Annotated in this window: 18 protein-coding genes and 1 pseudogene; 12 read left to right on the forward strand and 7 right to left on the reverse strand. The window is 60.7% G+C overall.

Annotation, left to right across the window (positions count from 1 at the left end):
* The first annotated feature begins 88 nt into the window (after positions 1-88).
* Both HNR03_RS16140 and ilvD read left to right on the forward strand, forming a co-directional pair.
* Positions 89-991 (forward strand): LysR family transcriptional regulator, encoded by a 903-nt coding sequence (locus HNR03_RS16140; protein ID WP_259154594.1) that lies wholly within the window; start codon positions 89-91, stop codon positions 989-991.
* 88 nt (positions 992-1,079) lie between these two features.
* The gene (ilvD, locus tag HNR03_RS16145; RefSeq protein ID WP_208668852.1) at positions 1,080-2,762 is read left to right on the forward strand and encodes a dihydroxy-acid dehydratase; all 1,683 of its coding nucleotides are present in this window, start codon (positions 1,080-1,082) and stop codon (positions 2,760-2,762) included.
* Between the two features lie 106 nt (positions 2,763-2,868).
* Here the strand turns inward: ilvD and HNR03_RS31925 are convergent, their stop codons facing one another.
* Both HNR03_RS31925 and HNR03_RS31930 read right to left on the reverse strand, forming a co-directional pair.
* Positions 2,869-3,732, reverse strand: a complete 864-nt coding sequence (locus HNR03_RS31925; RefSeq protein WP_405046057.1) for a methyl-accepting chemotaxis protein — start codon at positions 3,730-3,732, stop codon at positions 2,869-2,871.
* Positions 3,727-4,482: pseudogene (locus HNR03_RS31930) on the reverse strand (MCP four helix bundle domain-containing protein); the annotation flags it as partial. The pseudogene HNR03_RS31930 and the gene HNR03_RS31925, both read right to left, overlap by 6 nt.
* 227 nt (positions 4,483-4,709) lie before the next feature.
* Between HNR03_RS31930 and HNR03_RS16155 the strand changes: the two are divergent.
* Positions 4,710-5,570, forward strand: a complete 861-nt coding sequence (locus HNR03_RS16155) for a CAP domain-containing protein (RefSeq protein ID WP_259154596.1) — start codon at positions 4,710-4,712, stop codon at positions 5,568-5,570.
* Positions 5,571-5,637: 67 nt separating this feature from the next.
* On the opposite strand, the gene HNR03_RS16160 is transcribed toward HNR03_RS16155, so the two are convergent.
* The 3 genes from HNR03_RS16160 to HNR03_RS16170 form a co-directional block, all read right to left on the reverse strand.
* Positions 5,638-5,997, reverse strand: coding sequence for a hypothetical protein (locus tag HNR03_RS16160; RefSeq protein WP_259154597.1), 360 nt, complete (start codon positions 5,995-5,997; stop codon positions 5,638-5,640).
* A 72-nt stretch (positions 5,998-6,069) separates the two neighbouring features.
* Positions 6,070-6,501 carry a DNA methylase gene (locus tag HNR03_RS16165; protein WP_259154598.1) on the reverse strand — a complete coding sequence of 144 codons (432 nt, stop codon included), beginning with the start codon at positions 6,499-6,501 and terminating at the stop codon, positions 6,070-6,072.
* Positions 6,502-6,579: 78 nt separating this feature from the next.
* Positions 6,580-6,852 (reverse strand): hypothetical protein, encoded by a 273-nt coding sequence (locus tag HNR03_RS16170; protein WP_259154599.1) that lies wholly within the window; start codon positions 6,850-6,852, stop codon positions 6,580-6,582.
* A gap of 485 nt (positions 6,853-7,337) precedes the next feature.
* Between HNR03_RS16170 and katG the strand changes: the two genes are divergently transcribed.
* Positions 7,338-9,593 carry a catalase/peroxidase HPI gene (gene katG / locus HNR03_RS16175; RefSeq protein WP_259154728.1) on the forward strand — a complete coding sequence of 752 codons (2,256 nt, stop codon included), beginning with the start codon at positions 7,338-7,340 and terminating at the stop codon, positions 9,591-9,593.
* 124 nt (positions 9,594-9,717) lie between these two features.
* On the opposite strand, the gene HNR03_RS16180 is transcribed toward katG, so the two are convergent.
* The gene (locus tag HNR03_RS16180) at positions 9,718-9,915 is read right to left on the reverse strand and encodes a hypothetical protein (RefSeq protein WP_222587251.1); all 198 of its coding nucleotides are present in this window, start codon (positions 9,913-9,915) and stop codon (positions 9,718-9,720) included.
* Between the two features lie 338 nt (positions 9,916-10,253).
* Between HNR03_RS16180 and HNR03_RS16185 the strand changes: the two genes are divergently transcribed.
* The 8 genes from HNR03_RS16185 (at position 10,254) to HNR03_RS16220 (ending at position 17,647) form a co-directional block, all read left to right on the forward strand.
* The gene (locus tag HNR03_RS16185; protein ID WP_259154600.1) at positions 10,254-10,844 is read left to right on the forward strand and encodes an amino acid synthesis family protein; all 591 of its coding nucleotides are present in this window, start codon (positions 10,254-10,256) and stop codon (positions 10,842-10,844) included.
* Positions 10,845-10,887: 43 nt separating this feature from the next.
* Positions 10,888-11,721, forward strand: a complete 834-nt coding sequence (locus tag HNR03_RS16190) for an alpha/beta fold hydrolase (RefSeq protein WP_090185179.1) — start codon at positions 10,888-10,890, stop codon at positions 11,719-11,721.
* Positions 11,718-13,199, forward strand: a complete 1,482-nt coding sequence (locus HNR03_RS16195) for an aldehyde dehydrogenase (RefSeq protein ID WP_259154601.1) — start codon at positions 11,718-11,720, stop codon at positions 13,197-13,199. The genes HNR03_RS16190 and HNR03_RS16195 overlap by 4 nt, the downstream gene beginning before the upstream one ends.
* 12 nt (positions 13,200-13,211) lie before the next feature.
* Entirely contained in the window at positions 13,212-13,697 is a 486-nt protein-coding gene (locus tag HNR03_RS16200) for a flavin reductase family protein (RefSeq protein ID WP_259154602.1), read from the forward strand.
* A 136-nt stretch (positions 13,698-13,833) separates the two neighbouring features.
* Positions 13,834-14,223 (forward strand): carboxymuconolactone decarboxylase family protein, encoded by a 390-nt coding sequence (locus HNR03_RS16205; protein ID WP_259154603.1) that lies wholly within the window; start codon positions 13,834-13,836, stop codon positions 14,221-14,223.
* Between the two features lie 86 nt (positions 14,224-14,309).
* Complete coding sequence (locus tag HNR03_RS16210; protein WP_222587253.1) at positions 14,310-15,062, forward strand: GntR family transcriptional regulator; 753 nt, start codon at positions 14,310-14,312, stop codon at positions 15,060-15,062.
* Between the two features lie 2 nt (positions 15,063-15,064).
* Positions 15,065-15,628 (forward strand): NUDIX hydrolase, encoded by a 564-nt coding sequence (locus tag HNR03_RS16215; protein WP_222587254.1) that lies wholly within the window; start codon positions 15,065-15,067, stop codon positions 15,626-15,628.
* Between the two features lie 1,284 nt (positions 15,629-16,912).
* Positions 16,913-17,647, forward strand: coding sequence for an ABC transporter substrate-binding protein (locus tag HNR03_RS16220; protein ID WP_259154604.1), 735 nt, complete (start codon positions 16,913-16,915; stop codon positions 17,645-17,647).
* A 172-nt stretch (positions 17,648-17,819) separates the two neighbouring features.
* Here the strand turns inward: HNR03_RS16220 and HNR03_RS16225 are convergent, their stop codons facing one another.
* On the reverse strand, positions 17,820-19,250 hold the full coding sequence (locus HNR03_RS16225) for an FAD/NAD(P)-binding protein (RefSeq protein WP_259154605.1): 1,431 nt from the start codon (positions 19,248-19,250) through the stop codon (positions 17,820-17,822).
* Positions 19,251-19,258 lie beyond the last annotated feature (8 nt).

Here is a 19,258-nt window from a genome sequence, read left to right on the forward strand (position 1 = left end):
CCGCACATGACCGGGCGGAAGACGCACGGCTTGCACTGAATACCTGCACGCGACGCCATGTCAGCGTCAGCCGTGCTAACGTTGACGCATGACGACTCCTGATCTGAATTTGCTGATTACCCTGGATGCGCTGCTCACCGAAGGCAGCGTGGCACGCGCCGCCCAGCGCTTGCGTTTGAGCCCTTCGGCGATGAGCCGGGCGTTGGCGCGATTGCGTGAAACCACCGGCGATCCGTTGCTGGTCCGGGCCGGGCGCGGCCTGGTGCCGACACCCCGTGCGCTGCAATTGCGTGAACAGGTCAGCCAATTGGTGCAGGACGCCGAAGCGGTCCTGCGCCCTGCCGAGCAGCTCGACCTCAAACAACTGGTGCGCACCTTCACGCTGCGCACCAGTGACGGTTTCGTCGAGAACTTCGGCCCGGCATTGATTGCTCGCCTCGGCGATGAAGCGCCCGGCGTGCGCCTGCACTTCTTGCAGAAGCTCAACCAGGACAGCACGCTGCTGCGTGACGGAACGGTCGATCTGGAAACCGGCGTGGTCGGCGACACCACCAGCCCGGAAGTACGCACCCGCGCCTTGTACCAGGACCGCTTTATCGGCGTCGTGCGCATGGGGCATGCACTGAGCAAGGGCAAGATCACGCCCGCCCGTTATGCGTCCGGCAAGCATATTCTGGTGTCGCGACGCGGACGGGACCAAGGGCCGATGGATGACGCCTTGAAAGCCCTTGGCCTGGCGCGGGAGATCGTCACGATTGTCGGTGGTTTTTCTGCGGCACTGGCGCTGGCCCGGGCCTCGGACCTGATCGCGACGGTGCCGGAACGCCACACGCACAATCTGCGCGCCGGCCTGCACTGTTTCCCTTTGCCGGTGGTCACGCCGACGATCACGGTTTCCATGCTCTGGCACCCGCGAATGGACGCTGATGCCGCGCATCAATGGTTACGCGGCTGCATTCGTGAGGTGTGCGCGGGTTTCCAGGAATCGTGAACTGATTTTTGTGGCCTGCAGGACTAGACTCAATCGGCTGCTTCGGACCACACCGGTCAGGCTAGCGATCTGGATATGAGGGAACGTCATGAGCGACAAAGACACGCTGCGTAAATACTCCTCTCAAGTGGTCGACGGCGTGGAACGCGCCCCCGGCCGTTCCATGCTGCGCGCGGTGGGTTTCACCGACGAGGATTTCAAGAAGCCGCAGATCGGCATCGCCTCCACCTGGGCGATGGTTACCCCGTGCAACATGCACATCGACAAACTGGCCATCGAAGCCGAAAAAGGCGCGAATGCCGCCGGCGCCAAAGGCGTGATTTTCAACACCATCACCATTTCCGACGGTATCGCCAATGGCACCGAAGGCATGAAGTATTCGCTGGTGTCGCGCGAGGTCATCGCCGATTCCATCGAGGTGGTGGCCGGTTGCGAAGGCTTTGACGGCCTGGTGACCGTGGGCGGTTGTGACAAGAACATGCCAGGCTGCCTGATCGGCATGGCGCGCCTGAATCGTCCGTCGATCTTCGTCTATGGCGGCACCATCCGCCCGGGCGCCGGGCACACCGACATCATTTCCGTGTTCGAAGCCGTCGGCCAGAATGCACGGGGTGATATCAACGAGATCCAGGTCAAGCAGATCGAGGAAGTGGCGATTCCCGGCCCCGGCTCCTGCGGCGGCATGTACACGGCCAACACCATGGCCTCGGCTATAGAGGCATTGGGCATGAGCTTGCCGGGGTCCAGCTCTCAGGACGCGGTCGGCAGCGACAAAGCCTCAGACAGCTTCCGCGCCGGCCAACAGGTCATGGAGCTGCTCAAGCTGGACCTCAAGCCGCGCGACATCATGACCCGCAAAGCCTTCGAGAACGCTATTCGCGTGGTGATCGCCCTCGCCGGCTCGACCAATGCCGTGCTGCACTTGCTGGCGATGGCTCACGCGGTGGATGTCGAGCTGACGCTGGATGATTTCGTCGAGCTGGGCAAGATTTCCCCAGTGGTGGCCGACCTGCGCCCCAGCGGCAAATACATGATGAGCGAGCTGGTCGCCATCGGCGGCATCCAGCCGCTGATGAAACGCATGCTCGCCGCCGGCATGCTGCATGGCGATGTGCTGACAGTCACCGGCAAGACCCTGGCGGAAAACCTGGCGAACGTGCCCGATTATCCCGACGGTCAGGATGTGATCCTGCCGTTCGATCAGCCGGTCAAAAAGGACTCGCACCTGGTGGTGCTGCGCGGCAACCTTTCGCCCACCGGCGCCGTGGCCAAGATCACCGGCAAGGAAGGTCTGCGCTTTCAAGGCTCGGCACGCGTGTATCACGGCGAGGAAGGCGCACTGGCCGGGATTCTCAATGGCGAGGTCAAGGCAGGCGATGTGATCGTGATTCGCTACGAAGGCCCCAAGGGTGGGCCGGGCATGCGCGAAATGCTTTCGCCGACCTCGGCGGTCATGGGCAAAGGCTTGGGCAAGGACGTTGCGCTGATCACTGACGGACGCTTTTCCGGTGGTTCCCACGGTTTCGTGGTGGGACACATCACCCCGGAAGCCTTCGATGGCGGGCCGATCGCGTTGATTGAAGATGGCGACACGATCACCATCGACGCCGAAACCCGGCAGATCACGGTGGATGTCTCCGATGCCGTGCTGGCCGAGCGCAAGACCCGTTGGGTGCGCCCGGAATCCAAATACAAGCGCGGGGTGTTGGCCAAATATGCGAAAACCGTGTCGAGCGCCTCGGAAGGCGCGGTGACGGATAAATACCTCTAGGATCAAAAGATCGCAGCCTCGTTTCACTCGACAGCTCCTACCGGGGAACGCAAAAACCCTTGTAGGAGCTGTCGAGTGAAACGAGGCTGCGATCGTTTAAAGACACCTACAGTCGGAACCGGTCCACCGACTGCGACAGCTTGCCCGCCAGCGTCGACAGTTCATCGGTGGTCGTAGCGGTCTGGCCGATGACCTTGCTGTTGCCTTCGGACATGCCGGCAATCATGTCCACCTGATGGGCGATTTCGTTGCTGGCCAGGCTCTGTTCGCCAATTGTGCGGGTGATGTCGTTGACCAGCTGAGTGGTATTGAGCGTGGCCTCGAGGATTTCGCGGATGGCGCGTTCGACGTCGGCGGTCACGGCCATGCCTTTGTCGACCTGTGCCACGCCCGCCTCCATGCTGGTTACCGCCTCGCGTGTGCTCTGCTGGATGCGCGAGACCATGCTGGCAATTTCCTGGGTGGAGGCGCTGGTGCGCCCCGCCAGACTACGCACTTCGTCAGCCACCACGGCAAAACCACGGCCCTGCTCACCGGCACGGGCGGCCTCGATGGCGGCGTTCAGCGCCAGCAGGTTAGTTTGATCGGCGATGCCCTTGATCACCTGGATGATGCTGAAGATGCCCTCGGACTCCTTGTCCAGCGTGCGAATCACCTGGGCTGACTGCTGCGCCGAGCGCGCGATGCCGTCCATGTCGTTGACCACCTGATGAATCACCCGGCCGCCATCCTTGGCCAGTGCCTCGGCCTGGTTGGCCATGTTCAGTGCCCGCTCGGCATGCCGGGTGATTTCCTCGATGCTCGCGGTCATTTCACTGGCGGCAGCGGCCATGGTGCTGGCCGCGACGCTTTGCTGCTGGCTGCTGTCGGCCACCTGGTGGCAGCCGCTGCTCAGTTGCACGCTCATGCCACTCACGCCGTGCGCGTTGCTGCGAACCACTTCGATCATGCCGCGCAAGTCGCGCTGCATGGTCGCCAGGCTGCGGATCAGCGCGCTGGCTTCATCCTTGTGGGTGGGCTCGACAATCGGCTCGCTCAGGTTGCCATGGGCGATGCTTTCGGCGATCCGGCTGGCGGTCTGCAACGGCGCCATGATGCTCGAAATCACCCAGCGTCCCTGGATCAGCAATAACAACAGACTCGCAACCAGCACGATCCCCAGGGTGAAATTGGCACTGTTGATAGCGTGTTCAGTGCCTTGGCTGGTCTGTCGGGTATTGGTTTCGATCAGGCCGCTGAGAGCGGCCATCTGGTCTTCAAGCTGGCTGAACGCGGCATTGAAGCTGCCGAGTTCCTTTTGCGCCGAATCCGGATTGTCCAGCGCCAGCCCGACGATACGCTCGGCGGCACTGATGTAGGTGTCGAGGCTCGGTTTGACCTTGTTCAGGCCTGCCAGAATGGTGTCGTTGACCGGCAGCTTGAGGTTTTCACCCAGCACCTCGCGGAAATGCGCCGCATGTTCCTCGATGGAAGTGTGCACCTCAGCCTTGGTGCTGGTGCTTTTACCCAGTCCGACCAGCATCGCCGACAACACATCGGCGCGCAGCGCGTCGTGCATCATGTCGGCTTCAAGGTGATTGCGCAGCGCGGTCATGCTGACCTCGTTGTCCTTCACCGCCTCAGCCATCCGGGTGTTTCCCACGTAGCTGACCAAACTCACGATCAACGCCGTCAGCAAGCTCGTACCAATCAACAACAGCAAGCGTAATTTTATCGACACGATGTATTCCTCTTGGCACGTCGCTTTTATGAATACGTTATCGGCAGCGCCAGCCGCTTTTTTAAGCCTTGAACCGGACTTTCAGTGTTTTGCGACATGCGGTAGGTGCAGGCCCATTTGCAACGCAAATTTGCCCCTGTGCCTCGTGAACCTAGTGCCTGAATGCCAGTCTTAGGCGAGCCGTGAATTCCCATTACCCTTGTCATCTGACCTGAGCTGTCCGCCTCATGCGCCCAACTGCCCTCGCCTTGCGCTTCATTTCGCTCTGCTTCATGCCTTTGATTCCCCTGTTTGCCAGTCCCGCCCATGCCAGCGGGGAACGACAACTGGTGGAAGCCATCAACGACTACCGCGCCCACCCGCAACGCTGCAACAGACGCCCTGCACAGCGTTTGTCGCCGCTGTCACTGAAACAGAACCTGGCGCTGCCGATTGGTTATCGCGGCGGCTTGCGGGATGGGTTGAAGGCTTCCGGCTACTCGGCGGTGACGGTGCGCACTCTGCGGGTGGTCGGCGCGCAGGATGCCGATGAGGCCTTTGATCTGTTTGAGGACGAATACTGCGGGGCCTTGCTCGATAACCAGTACGCCGACATTGGCGTCAGCCGCGCCCGAAACGAGTGGCAGATCGTGCTGGCGCAACCCGTTCTCGACAGCCGCGTGGGTGATACGCGCTCGGCGAGCAAGGCCCTGTTGGCCGAGGTCAATGCCGCGCGAGCCAAGCCACGGATGTGCGGTGGCCAGCGTTTTGCCGCCGCCCGACCGCTGAGCTGGAACGCCGCCCTCGGTGCCGCCGCGCAGGGGCACAGCAAGGCTATGGCTTACGGCAATTATTTTGCGCACCGCGACCCCGACGGTGACATGCCGGCTGATCGAGCAAGAGCAGCCGGCTACCGTGGCCGGCAGATCGGCGAGAACATCGCCGCCGGCCAGAGCTCACCGGGCAAGGCCATGGCAGGCTGGCTGGCCAGCCCCGGGCATTGCGCCAACTTGATGAACCCAATGTTTACCCAGGTGGGCGCTGCGTATGCGGCGGATGCGCGTAGCGATGAAGGGGTTTATTGGACGATGCTGTTTGGGGCGCCGTGAGACCGCAGTATTGGACGCGGCCGATAAGCGGCCCCCCGAAAACCAGCCACCTGCGTGCCTGCCAGTGCTAGCGCCGGCGCGCCAGGCGCTGCTGCCAGTTGCCACCATTGGCGCGCTGGCATTGTTCTTCCGAATCGAAATGCACGTGGGCAGAGACCGGGCTGACAAGCACATCGGCGTTCTTTAACGCCATCGACGTCAGTTCAACCATGCGTTCGCCCTGCCCACTGGCCAATGCCTGTTCTTTGTTGGCTTGCGTATCGAAGACCCAAATCACTCTCAGGCTTGAGGGGAAATCGCTGTAATCGACTTCGTGGGTCAACCAGTCGAACCCGACGATTTCAGCCTTGGCTGTTTCACAGGCCTCGGTCAGGGTGGCGACCAGAAGTCGTTCGATGTGTGCCTGTTCGCGTTTGCTTGAAGCCATGGGGAATCCTTGTGACCTTCGACAATATGGACCGGACGCCATCATGCACGTGTTCTAACCATTGATGCGCCCTCAATACAGTACGGCCGCCGCATCACGCATGAAAATTTCGATGGTCTTGGGCCCGACACCTTCGAACTCCGCCAGGCGTTTTTCGAACATTGTGCGGTTTTCGCTGGCGCGCTGGATGTTGCCGATTTTCCCGGCGTATTCATCGTTGAGTTTGGCACTCAGCTTCAGCAATCGCTCGGCAGTGGTTTCGTCATACCGCACATAGTGAGCCTCGCCCAACATGCCCACCAGTTGCCGGTGCGTACAGTGCCCAAGCTTGAGCGCGGTATCCCGGGCGTGCTTCTCGACAATCACCCGATAAGCCTGCGCGGCAATTTCAGCCTGGATACGCTTGCCCATGAGAAAGCTGGCGATGAACCATTTGAACAAGGCGCCCTCGTCCCCTTTCTTCAAATCGATGCCCAGATCGCTGGCGCTGATTGTTTTGTTCATGCGGTTAATACCGGCTCACTCAAACAGGATTATCGAAATGGCACTCTCGGACGTCGGCCGTTGCCGAGGCAAAGTTCATCAGCCGCTGCCGTTTTTTAGCGTTCGGTGATAGTCCTCCCCCGCTATCGCACGCAGATACGCCTGATCGGCTTCAATCCTGAGGTCGCGCCATTCTTGCCAGCTGACGATTCCCAGACGGTCCATTTCGTCAGCCTGACGAATCAGTTCCTCGTGGTAGGCATCGGGACATTCCATGCGCAGCCTTACGTCCTCAACCACAAGATGCCAGGCGTTCAGCGCACGAAGTTTTTGCTCTTGGGCGGCTGTCAGCAGATGGGTAAATGAGTGCATGGCAGCGCCCCGAGAGTTCTTTCAAAGTGGATCAATCCTCCATGAACCCGGTTCAGGTACACCGACCAAAGGCAGGCACAAAGCGAATTCTGACCGGATCTCCCCCTTTCTACCCGCGCCTATAATCGATATATAAAGCAGGCCCCCGCCGCATCGCCGCTAAAAGACTCTGCCTATCGCCCCCCAATACTCCACCTATTAGCTGAGTTCCCAAGTGGGGTCTAACCTGTATCCAGCGCTGGCAGAACACGCTGGCCGGTTTAGTGCTGATATGGAGACAGGAATGAGCCCGAAGCTTGACTAGGCCATCCGTGGGCCACCGCACAGGCAACTCGGTTGCCGCTGTTCAGCATCCTCGTGTGGTCAAGACAATCAGTTGATCCAACTGCTGGCCCTGCAGCCTATGTCATGGATTTCGCTCGTCGCTATCTGACGCCCATCCCGGGCCGGATAGCCTGATGAACACGACCAAAGGTAGCTCGCACATGGCAAATGAATCGAAATGCCCGTTCAATCACGCCGCTGGCGGTGGCACGACGAACCGCGATTGGTGGCCGAACCAACTGAATCTGAAGATCCTGCACCAGCACTCGTCCCTGTCCGACCCCATGGACGAAGGCTTCGACTATGCACAAGCGTTCAAAACCCTGGACTTTTCGGCAGTCAAAAGAGACCTGACTGCGCTGATGACCGATTCCCAGGACTGGTGGCCTGCCGACTTCGGTCACTATGGACCGCTGTTCATCCGCATGGCCTGGCACGCCGCAGGCACCTACCGTACCGGTGACGGTCGCGGCGGCGCCGGCTCTGGCCAGCAGCGCTTTGCGCCGCTTAACAGCTGGCCGGATAACGTCAGCCTCGACAAGGCCCGCCGTCTGCTCTGGCCGATCAAGCAAAAGTACGGCCGTAAAATTTCCTGGGCTGACCTGATCGTTCTCACCGGTAACGTCGCGCTGGAGTCCATGGGCTTCAAGACCTTCGGTTTTTCCGGTGGCCGTCCCGACGTCTGGGAACCGGATGAAGACGTCTATTGGGGCTCGGAAAACAAATGGCTGGGCGGCGACGTGCGCTACGGCAAACACAAGGAACCGATGCAAGAGCCCGGCGAAGGCCCGCTGGTGGCTGAACCGGGGGAAAATGAGGAAAGCCGCACGGACCAGGGACGCAACCTGGAAACCCCGCTCGCGGCTGTGCAAATGGGCCTGATCTACGTCAACCCGGAAGGCCCGGAAGGCAATCCCGATCCGGTCGCCGCCGGTAAAGACATCCGCGAAACCTTTGCACGCATGGCGATGAATGACGAAGAAACCGTGGCGCTGATCGCTGGCGGCCACGCCTTCGGCAAAACCCACGGTGCAGGACCCGCCGATAATGTCGGCGCCGAGCCCGAGGCCGCTGGCCTTGAACAACAAGGCTTTGGCTGGAAAAACAACTTCGGCACCGGTAAAGGCCCGGACACCATCACCAGTGGCCTGGAAGTGACCTGGACCACCACGCCCACGAAATGGAGCAACAACTACCTGGAAAACCTGTTCGGCTTCGAGTGGGAGCTGAGCAAAAGCCCGGCGGGAGCGAATCAGTGGGTGGCAAAAAACGGCGCCGGTGCCGGCACCATTCCGGATGCTCACGACCCGTCCAAGCGCCGTAATCCAACCATGCTGACCACCGACCTGGCGCTGCGATTCGACCCGATCTACGAGCCGATTTCACGGCGCTTCCTGGCCAATCCGGATCAACTGGCGGATGCCTTCGCCCGCGCCTGGTTCAAACTGATCCACCGCGACATGGGCCCGCTCTCACGCTACCTCGGCCCGGAAATGCCGAACGAAGAGCTGCTCTGGCAAGACCCGATTCCAGCGGTCGATCACCCGTTGATCAACGACAGTGACGCCGCCGCACTCAAGAGCAAAATCCTGGCCTCGGGCTTGAGCGTTCCGCAGCTGGTGTCAACGGCCTGGGCGGCGGCTTCCACTTTCCGTGGCTCCGACAAACGCGGCGGCGCCAACGGTGGCCGGCTGCGTCTGGCGCCACAGAAATTCTGGCAAGCCAACCAGCCTGAGCAACTGGCCAATGTGCTGGGCAAACTCGAGGGCATTCAGAGCGAGTTCAACAACAGCGGCAAGAAAGTCTCGCTGGCGGATCTGATCGTGCTGGCCGGTAATGCCGGCATCGAACAAGCCGCAAAAAATGCGGGCCTCAGCGTGACGGTGCCGTTTACGCCAGGACGGATGGACGCCTCGCAAGAGCAGACGGATGTCGAATCGTTCGGCTTCCTGGAACCTGTCGCCGATGGCTTCCGCAACTTCCTCAAAACCCGCTACCGCGTACCGACCGAGCATCTGTTGATCGACAAGGCGCAACAACTGACCCTGACCGCACCGGAAATGACCGCATTGATCGGCGGCCTGCGCGTGCTGAACACCAACGTCGGACAGACCCGCCACGGTGTATTCACACAACGGCCGGAAGCATTGACCAACGATTTCTTCAAAAACCTGTTGGACATGAGCGTGGAATGGAAGCCCGTGTCGCAAGACAACGAAGAATTCGAAGGACGCGATCGCAAAACCGGGGAAGTAAAATGGACCGGGACACGTGTTGACCTGGTCTTTGGCTCGAACTCGCAGTTGCGCGCGTTGGCCGAAGTCTATGCGACCAGTGACGCGCAGGAGAAATTCGTCAAAGACTTCGTGGCGGCGTGGACCAAGGTGATGAACCTGGATCGCTTCGACGTGAAGTGAGGCAATCTTGAACCTGTGAGGCCTTGAATGGGCCATCGCGACCCGGTGACACGGATCGCGGTGGCCTCATTCTTTAAACGGCAAGGCCGAAATCGCGAAACATTCCCCTGCCATTTGCGCAAGCTTAATGCCCCGTGCCACCCATGCACTCCGCCGTCGTGGCAAGCGCCATGCCGGCCTGCTGGACGAGTTTGCGCCACTCATCGGCAGTGATCAGATCGGCGCGCTCCATGTCGTCCGCCGTCCTCAGTAACCTGAAGTACCTTTCCTCTGCACTTATATGGTTTGCAGGCAGTGCAAACAGCTTGGTCCAGGCGGTCATCGCCAACCTTCTCTGTACTTCTCTCATGGTCCCCCCTGCGTATTCATCTCAGGCAAATGAATACCTGCCAATCGAGACCGTTCACACGGATGACGTTAAACCGACCAGTGCTGGCATTAAGCCACAAATGTCCAGATAGCGCTGATCCGATGGCGGTTGGGAGATGAACGGTCGGGGCGCGCCTTACATCGAGGTCAACGACCCAGCCGCCTGGCCTGCTGTCCCCTTCCTGCTTTTTGTCGCCTTCCTGACGCAAATTCAATCTGGCGCTTGCACAACCTATATTATGGTATACCATCATACGCACAGACACCCCAAAACCTCATACGGAGCAGCTCATGAGTTTCGAAATCCGCAAGATCGTCAGCTATGTCGAAGAGACCTTTATCGAAGGCGGCAAGGCCACCGATAAGCCCGTCACCATGGTCGGCCTGGCCGTCGTCATGAAAAACCCATGGCTGGGTCGCGGCTTCGTCGAAGACCTGAAACCGGAAATCCGCGCCAACTGCTCTGACCTCGGTGCACTGATGGTTGAGCGTCTGGTCGGCATCATCGGTGGTGCCGAAAAAATCGAAGCCTATGGCAAAGCGGCCGTGGTCGGTGCCGATGGCGAGATCGAGCACGCCTCGGCGGTCATCCATACCCTGCGCTTCGGCAACCATTACCGTGAAGCGGTCAAGGCCAAAAGCTACCTCAGCTTCACCAACAAGCGCGGCGGCCCGGGCACCTCGATCCAGATCCCGATGATGCACAAGGACGACGAAGGCCTGCGTTCGCACTACATCACCCTGGAAATGCAGATCGAAGATGCGCCGCGTGCCGGCGAAATCGTGGTGGTCCTGGGTTGCGCCGATGGCGGCCGCCTGCACCCGCGTATCGGCAACCGTTACATCGATCTGGAAGAACTGGCTGCCGAGAAAGCTCAGTAATCACGGTCGGTCACAACAACAAAAAGGCATGCAGGAGCGCTCCATGATTCGGCTCACCGCTGAACGCACCCCGGCTGGCACCAGTTACCTGGCGACCGGCCAAGGCCAGCCCGTGGTATTGATCCACGGCGTGGGCCTGAACAAAGAAATGTGGGGCGGCCAGGTCGTTGGCCTGGCCACGAAATACCGTGTGATTGCCTACGACATGCTCGGCCACGGCGCCAGCCCGCGCCCGGAAAGCGGCACGCCGCTGCTCGGCTATGCCGATCAGTTGCTGGAGTTGCTCGACCACCTGCAACTGCCCAAGGTGACGGTGATCGGCTTTTCCATGGGCGGGTTGGTCGCGCGGGCGTTTGCCCTGCATTACCCGCAACGCCTGCAAGGCCTGGTCGTGCTCAACAGCGTGTTCAATCGCAGTGCCGAACAACGTGCCGGCGTCATTGCCCGCACCGCACAGGCGGCCGAACACGGGCCGGACGCCAACGCCGAGGCCGCGCTGTCGCGCTGGTTCAGCCGTGAATACCAGGCTGCCAACCCGGCACAGATCGCTGCCCTGCGTCAGACCCTGGCCGGTAATGACCCCCAGGGTTACCTGACGACTTACGAACTGTTCGCCACCCAGGACATGTACCGCGCGGAGGATTTGGGCAGCATCCAGGTACCGACGCTGGTCGCCACCGGCGAGCTGGATCCGGGTTCGACGCCGCAAATGGCCGAGCAACTGGCCGCACACATTCCGGGTGCAACCGTTGCCGTACTCGCCGAACAGCGGCATATGATGCCCGTAGAATCGCCGCGCCTGGTCAACCAGCTGTTGCTGGAGTTTCTCGACAACGCGCACTCCCGACAAAACCAGATCAAGGGGATCGTTGCATGACACTCGCACGCTTCCAGATGTGCATCGGCGGTGAATGGGTCGATGCCCTCTCCGGCAAGACCTTCGAAAGCCTGAACCCGGCGCTGGCCGAACCTTGGGCCGCACTCCCCGACGCTGATGAAGCCGACGTCGAGCGCGCCGTACAAGCCGCACAGACCGCTTTCGACAGCCCGGCCTGGCGCGGCCTGACCGCCACGGCGCGGGGCAAATTGCTGCGCCGCCTCGGCGATCTGATTGCCGAAAACAAGGAACATCTGGCGCAGCTGGAAAGCCGCGACAACGGCAAGCTGATTCGCGAAACTCGTGGTCAGGTCAGTTACCTGCCGGAATTTTTCCACTACACCGCGGGCCTGGCGGACAAGCTCGAAGGCGGCACCCTGCCGCTGGACAAGCCGGACCTGTTTGCCTACACCGTGCATGAAGCCATGGGCGTGGTCGCCGCGATCATTCCCTGGAACAGCCCGCTGTACCTGACCGCAATCAAACTGGCGCCAGCCCTGGCCGCCGGTAATACCATCGTGATCAAGCCGTCCGAGCACGCCTCGGCAACCATTCTGGAACTGGCTCGCCTGGCGCTGGAAGCCGGCATTCCGCCGGGCGTGGTCAACGTCGTCACCGGTTACGGCCCGAGCACCGGCGCCGCCCTCACCCGCCATCCGCTGGTGCGCAAGATCGCCTTCACCGGCGGTGCGGCCACGGCGCGGCATGTGGTGCGCAGCAGCGCCGAGAACTTCGCCAAGCTGTCGCTGGAACTGGGCGGCAAGTCGCCGAACATCATCTTTGCCGACGCCGACCTCGACAGCGCAATCAATGGTGCCATCGCCGGGATCTACGCCGCGTCCGGTCAAAGCTGCGTCTCTGGTTCGCGCCTGTTGGTTCAGGATGAAATCTACGACGAGTTCGTTGAGCGCCTGGTGGAGCGTGCCAAACGCATCCGCATTGGCAACCCGCAGGAAGACAGCAGCGAAATGGGCCCGATGGCCACCGCGCAGCAACTGGCCGTGGTCGAAGGGCTGGTCGCCGATGCGATCGCCGAAGGTGCCCGTCTGCGCCTGGGTGGCAAGCGTCCAGAGAATCTCGGCGAAGGCTGGTTCTATGAGCCGACCTTGTTCGAATGCGACCACAACTCGATGAAGATCATGCAGGAAGAAGTCTTCGGCCCCGTGGCGTCGGTGATTCGTTTCAAGGACGAAGCCGAAGCGCTGGCGATTGCCAACGACTCCCAGTTCGGTCTGGCTGCCGGCATCTGGACACGCGATCTGGGCCGCGCCCATCGCCTGGCCCGAGACGTGCGTTCCGGGATCATCTGGGTCAACACCTACCGCGCCGTATCGGCCATGGCGCCGATCGGTGGCTTCAAGAACAGCGGCTATGGACGCGAAAGCGGCATCGATTCGGTGCTGGCCTACACCGAGCTCAAGACGGTGTGGATCAACCTGTCCCAGGCGCCAATGCCTGATCCATTTGTGATGCGCTAGGAGATTTACGAAATGATCGAACCCGGCATCTACAAAGACGTCATGAGCTCGTTCCCATCCGGGGTCACGGTGGTCACCACCCTGGACCCGAACGGCGGGATCGTCGGCATCACCGCCAGCGCCTTCAGTGCGCTGTCGATTGATCCGGCACTGGTGCTGTTCTGCCCCAACTATGCCTCGGACACGTACCCGATCCTGCGCGACAGCAAGCAGTTCGCGATTCACTTGCTGTCCGCCGACCAGACCGCCGAAGCCTATGCGTTCGCCAGCAAGGGCAAGGACAAGGCCAAACACATCGAATGGCACTTGAGCGAATTGGGTAATCCGCTGCTGGGCAAGGCCACGGCGATCATCGAGTGCGAACTGTGGCGCGAATACGATGGCGGCGATCACGCGATCATCGTCGGCGCGGTGAAGAATCTGATTCTGCCCGAGCAACCCGTCACGCCGATGATTTACCACAAAGGCAAACTGGGCCCCCTGCCCGCGCTGGCCTGAAAGGTCTACACATACCCTTGCAGGAGTGAGCTTGCTCGCGATAGCGGTGGTTCAGCTCGCATAGATGTTGAATGAGCTGACGCCATCGCGAGCAAGCCCGCTCCCACAGGGGATCTGCGGTGAAAGGATGACGAAGATGAGCAACGAGAAGTATGAAAAAGGCCTGAAAATCCGCACGCAGGTGCTGGGCGAAGCGTATGTGAACCGTTCCATCGAGAACGCCGACGACTTCACCCGGCCACTGCAGGAGATGGTCACCGAGTACTGCTGGGGCCACGTCTGGGGCCGTGAGGGTTTGTCGCTTAAAGAACGCAGCATGATAAACTTGGCCATGATTTCGGCCCTCAATCGGCCTCACGAACTCAAGCTGCATATACGCGGCGCCTTGCGTAACGGGCTGAGTCGTGAACAAATACGCGAAATTCTGCTTCAGGTCGGTATTTATTGCGGTGTCCCCGCTGCCGTAGACAGTTTCCGGCTCGCCCGTGAAGCGTTCGCCGAAGCCGATGCCGAGGCCTCCAGTTAACCCTTGGCTGTTGTGATGACCTGAGCACGATGATCCTGGATCGGAGTGCTCTTTTTGCATGGACAGCCACATTCAGAGCGGACCCCATGAAACGCCTGCCACTCGACGACAGCTTCAAGGTCAATCGCAACCCCGTTACCCTGCGCGAAATCGTGCTGGATAAACTGCGAAGCGCCATCATGAACTTCCAGCTACTGCCGGGAGACCGTCTGGTCGAGCGCGACCTGTGCGATCGCCTCGGGGTCAGCCGCACCTCCGTGCGTGAAGCCTTGCGTCACCTGGAATCCGAAGGTCTGGTGGAATTTGCCGATGCCAAGGGGCCGCGCGTCGCCATTATCACCCTTGCCGATGCCGTCGATATCTATGAGCTGCGCTGTGTGCTTGAAGGGTTGATCGTGCAGCTGTTCACCCTTCGCGCCAAGGCCAAGAACATCAAGGCCCTGGAGAAAGCCCTCGAGGAAAACCGCAAGGCCCTCAAGGATGGCGAACTGCAACAGGTCATCGACTCGGTGCAGGGTTTCTACGACGTGCTGCTCGAAGGCTCCGGCAACCATGTCGCGGCCACTCAACTGCGCCAGTTGCAGGCGCGCATCAGCTACTTGCGTGCGACTTCGGTCTCCCAGGAAAACCGTCGCGGCTCAAGCAATCAGGAGATGGAGCGCATGGTCGAAGCGATCAAGAGCGGCGATCCGCTGGCCGCTCACCAGGCGTGCGTCGACCACGTTCGCGCCGCCGCCGCCGTGGCGCTGGATTACCTGAAGCGCAAGCAGGAAGAAACCGGGGCAATCCCCGCGATCACCCTGCCCATCGCGCTCAAAGAACCGCGCATAGGCCGCTGAACATGTTCAGCCCGAGCTTTTGTCCTAAGTGCGGCGGCAACGACTTGAAGTCGCAGCTGCCGCCGGGCGATACGCACGAGCGCCTGATGTGCCGCAGCTGCGGCTACATCCATTACGTCAATCCAAAAATCATCGCCGGCTGCATCATCGAGCAGGACGGCAAATACCTGCTGTGCCAGCGCGCAATTCCGCCGCGCCCTGGCACCTGGACCCTGCCCGCAGGCTTCATGGAAGGTGGCGAAACCACCGAACAAGCCGCATTGCGTGAAGTCTGGGAAGAAAGCGGCGTACGCGCAGAAATACTCTCGCCTTACTCAATCTTCAGCGTGCCAAAGATCAGCGAGGTCTACATCATCTTCCGCGCCATCGCGCTGGAGATAACCGGCCAGTACGGCCCGGAAACCCTCGACTACAAATTCTTCGCACCCGAGGACATTCCCTGGGACAGCATCTATTACCCAGCCATCCGGCAAATCCTCGAACGCTACATCGAAGAACGCCAGGCCGGGGTCTACGGCATCTACATCGGCAACGATGACACCGGCAAGATTCACTTCATTCGGTAGTGGACATGCGGCTGGTGGTCTAGAGGGCGCTTCATGACGCCTGAACATCACTTTATGGATTTGGGGCTCGGCGCTTGCTGTTAGAGCGGGCGTAGTTGCTCATCTATTGTTTTTATCTGCTTTGGATTTTGATTTATCCGCCCCTTCGGATGCATCTGAGAGAGATTGGTCGGCTGGCGGGGCGTTTTCGCTGGCAAGCCAGCTCCCACAGGGTCGGTGTACACCTGCAGGAGACTGGTCGGCTGGCAGGCCGCCATCGCTGGCAGGCCAGCTCCCACAATTGAATTTTGTACACCTGCAAGAGATTGGTCGGCTATCAGGCCGCCATCGCCGGCAGGCCAGCTCCCACAATAGATCGGCGTACACGCTTCGCTCTTAACCACTCAACAGGCCGAGCGGTAGCTCGCCTGCAGCTCTTGATCTGGCTTTTGATCTACCCGCCCCTTCGGCAGGCTGAGTGGAGGCATTCATCTGGGGGGTAGGCGCGTAGCGCCGTGCGGCGAAGCCGCACACATCGAGAGGAGGTCGTCGCGAAGCAGACCGGAGGCGATGCCCCAAGATGAATGCCGGAGCGAAGGAACACCGAGCCCCAGCGAGGGGCCGGACGTCGGGGCGAGCCTTTTTTTTGCTTACTTTTTTTGAGGCGTTTGTCAAAAAAAGTGAGTCGCCGTCAGGGCGAAACCGCCAGCCGCCGTTACCGCAGCAACGGATATGTACACCTGAAAGAGACTGGTCGGCTATCAGGCCGCCATCGCCGGCAGGCCAGCTCCCACAATAGATCGGCGTACACGCTTCGCTCTTAACCACTCAACAGGCCGAGCGGTAGCTCGCCTGCAGCTCTTGATCTTGATCCACGGGCGACATCGGAAGGCTGAGAGGAGGGATTCATCCGGGGTGGGAGCGCAGCGACCGTTCGACGAAGTCGAACACATCGAGAGGAGGTGCAGCGAAGCAAACCGGAGGCGATGCCCCCCGGATGGATCCCGGAGCGAAGGAACCCCGAGCCCCAGCGAGTGGGCCGAACGTAGGAGCAAGCGTTTTTTTGCTTACTTTTTTTAGGCGTTTGTAAAAAAAGTGAGTCGCCGTCAGGGCGAAACCGCCAGCCGCCGTTACCGCAGCAACGGATATGTACACCCACAAACAAAATGATCGGTTGTAAGGACTCCTCAGCCTCACCCACCAGCCTATAAATCCTCAAATCTGACGCAATAGTCCGACAATTCGTCAGGACAGTCGCATCAAGCGCGTACTAATATTTGCACCTCATTCAATCAAGGACGATTCATGAAGCGCATTGCCGCCTGTCTATTGTTTTTCCTGACCTTTACCACCCTCGCAGCCGACCTCAACCTGCTCACCGACAACCACCCACCCCTGCATTTCCAACAAGACGGCAAACTGGTGGGGTTCGGTGTGGACGTGGTGCAAGCACTGGCCGAAAGCACCGGCGATCAAGTGCATCTGCAACAAATGCCCTTGCTGCGCGCCTTACGCGTTGCCGCCACCGAGCCTGCCACCGGCGTGTTTACCGTGCTGCGCAGCGCCGAACGCGAAGGACAGTACCAGTGGGTCGGCCCACTGATGGACGTCGAAATCGCCCTCTATGCCGCGCGCGACATCCAACAACCGGTGCGCAGTCTGCAAGACGTCAACAACCTGGGCCGTATCGCCATCCCGCGTAAATGGCTGGCTTACAGCTACTTGCAAAAGCAAGGTCTGACCAACCTGTATGGCGTGGAAACACCCGAGCAAATGATGCGTCTGGCGCGCCTCGGTCGCACTGATTTCGTGGTGGCCGATACCCTTTCCGTGGCGACGATGGCGCGTGAAGAAGGGTTGCCGCCCACCCAGTTGCACTACCAGATGCCGCTGATGAAGCAAGGCACCTACATCGCTTTTTCCCCACAGACCGATACCCGTCAGGTCATCCGCTGGCAACAGGCGCTTGATGAGATGAGCCGCGATGGCCGCCTCGAACAACTTAAACAGCGTTGGCTAAGCGAGCACACGCCCCGCTGACAATGGAATGAAAAGCACCATCGGTCCTGGTTTCACCCATCAGCGCAATTGATTCACCGCTCAACTGTAGGAGCTGTCGAGTGAAACGAGGCTGCGATCTTTTGATCTTGATCCTTTTAAAAACAAGATCAAAAGATCGCAGCCTCGTTTCACTCGACAGCTCCTACAGGGATTATTTTTTAGTCAGGCGGGCGGCGAGATTTTTTGCCTGGCTCGCGACATCAGTCACGGCCGTGCTTTCCCACCAGATGCCGCGCAATGGCGGACCCATGGCGAACAGTCGATGGGCGACCTGTCCATTAGCGTCGATTACCGCCCCATCAACTGCCGCCGCAATCCCCAACGCCAACGGCCCAGGTCGAATCAAACCGCGTGCCAACAGTTGCTGTGGCAGCGGCCGGGCGACCCGACGCCAGTCGTATTCGATGCCGCTGGAATTGATCAACGCCGCGCCGCTGACAACCGTGGTTTCAACTTCGCCACGACGGCGAATACGAATGCTCACCTGCCCTTCGACTGTCGGCTCAAGCCCCTTGAACGACGCAGCCTGAATCCGCAACCGCCCTTGCTCGTGCAACCGCGCCACCAACTCGGCACTCAACGGTGGCGAGCGGTGGTGATGACTTTCCCACCATGGCCGCACGTGCCGCACGAATTGCCGGCGCTGCACATCCGTCGCCTGGTTCCACAAACGGCCGATATGCGCGCGTACCGTATCGAGCGGCGCCTGCCAGTCGATGCCTTGGGCGATGGCGTCCCGGCAATGCCGACGCAGTTCGCGCACCAGCTGCCGGGGGGTGCGAATGCTTGGGTCCTCGGCAAGAAAATCCACCCAGGCCGGCGGTTGCCGGCGCACGTGCGGGAGCAAGCCATGCCGGGAAAACACTTCGATGGGCCCACGATGCCCGGCCTGTTCCAGCGACACCACGGCATCGACCATGGTCAGGCCGGAGCCGATGATCAGCACCGTCGATTGCGGGTTGAGCCGGCGCATGGCGGCTACGTCCCACGGATCGAGCGCCGCCGCGTTCAAGCCGCTGGACTCGGTCTGCGGCGTGCGCGCGGCGGGAAACATACCCGTGGCCAATACCGCATAAGCCCCTTGCAGACGTTGCCCGTCACTCAAGCTCAGCAGCACCGAATCGTCCCCGGTTTGCAGGTCGATCACTTCGGCCCGCACATGCTCGACCGTTGAACCGTTCAACGCCCCCACCGCTTGCGCCTCGGCCAGACGTTGCTGCACGTACACCCCGAACAGCCCGCGGGGCGGAAACAATTCGCTGACCGGCACATGCTGTTCATCCGACTCCGGCCAGCCGCCGGCCGCAATGTAATCGGTCAGCCATTGGGTCAAGTCATCGGCGTTGTCCGGGTCGACGCTCATGCGCGCCGCGTTGCCGTTGAGCGTATGGCCCAGTTCAACCGCGCTGTACGCCTCGCCCCGACCAAGTTCGGCGCGTGGTTCGATCACCAGCACCGATCGTCGGCCAGGCAAGCGCAACAACTGCGCCGCCAGCATCGCGCCGCTGAGGCCGCCGCCGACGATCAGGATATCCGCGTGACGGATGGCGTCGGTCGCCTGTCCGCTTGGGGTTTGAGTCATGGCGTTCT

It is taken from the genome of Pseudomonas sp. JAI111 (assembly GCF_024809425.1).
Taxonomy (GTDB): Bacteria; Pseudomonadota; Gammaproteobacteria; order Pseudomonadales; family Pseudomonadaceae; genus Aquipseudomonas.

Bases quoted from the DNA above. Each gene is read 5' to 3' on its own strand.
- HNR03_RS16140 (WP_259154594.1), top strand. From the start codon at position 89: ATGACGACTCCTGATCTGAATTTGCTGATTACCCTGGATGCGCTGCTC.
- ilvD (WP_208668852.1), top strand. From the start codon at position 1,080: ATGAGCGACAAAGACACGCTGCGTAAATACTCCTCTCAAGTGGTCGAC.
- HNR03_RS31925 (WP_405046057.1), bottom strand. From the start codon at position 3,732: ATGCAGCGCGACTTGCGCGGCATGATCGAAGTGGTTCGCAGCAACGCG.
- HNR03_RS16155 (WP_259154596.1), top strand. From the start codon at position 4,710: ATGCGCCCAACTGCCCTCGCCTTGCGCTTCATTTCGCTCTGCTTCATG.
- HNR03_RS16160 (WP_259154597.1), bottom strand. From the start codon at position 5,997: ATGGCTTCAAGCAAACGCGAACAGGCACACATCGAACGACTTCTGGTC.
- HNR03_RS16165 (WP_259154598.1), bottom strand. From the start codon at position 6,501: ATGAACAAAACAATCAGCGCCAGCGATCTGGGCATCGATTTGAAGAAA.
- HNR03_RS16170 (WP_259154599.1), bottom strand. From the start codon at position 6,852: ATGCACTCATTTACCCATCTGCTGACAGCCGCCCAAGAGCAAAAACTT.
- katG (WP_259154728.1), top strand. From the start codon at position 7,338: ATGGCAAATGAATCGAAATGCCCGTTCAATCACGCCGCTGGCGGTGGC.
- HNR03_RS16180 (WP_222587251.1), bottom strand. From the start codon at position 9,915: ATGACCGCCTGGACCAAGCTGTTTGCACTGCCTGCAAACCATATAAGT.
- HNR03_RS16185 (WP_259154600.1), top strand. From the start codon at position 10,254: ATGAGTTTCGAAATCCGCAAGATCGTCAGCTATGTCGAAGAGACCTTT.
- HNR03_RS16190 (WP_090185179.1), top strand. From the start codon at position 10,888: ATGATTCGGCTCACCGCTGAACGCACCCCGGCTGGCACCAGTTACCTG.
- HNR03_RS16195 (WP_259154601.1), top strand. From the start codon at position 11,718: ATGACACTCGCACGCTTCCAGATGTGCATCGGCGGTGAATGGGTCGAT.
- HNR03_RS16200 (WP_259154602.1), top strand. From the start codon at position 13,212: ATGATCGAACCCGGCATCTACAAAGACGTCATGAGCTCGTTCCCATCC.
- HNR03_RS16205 (WP_259154603.1), top strand. From the start codon at position 13,834: ATGAGCAACGAGAAGTATGAAAAAGGCCTGAAAATCCGCACGCAGGTG.
- HNR03_RS16210 (WP_222587253.1), top strand. From the start codon at position 14,310: ATGAAACGCCTGCCACTCGACGACAGCTTCAAGGTCAATCGCAACCCC.
- HNR03_RS16215 (WP_222587254.1), top strand. From the start codon at position 15,065: ATGTTCAGCCCGAGCTTTTGTCCTAAGTGCGGCGGCAACGACTTGAAG.
- HNR03_RS16220 (WP_259154604.1), top strand. From the start codon at position 16,913: ATGAAGCGCATTGCCGCCTGTCTATTGTTTTTCCTGACCTTTACCACC.
- HNR03_RS16225 (WP_259154605.1), bottom strand. From the start codon at position 19,250: ATGACTCAAACCCCAAGCGGACAGGCGACCGACGCCATCCGTCACGCG.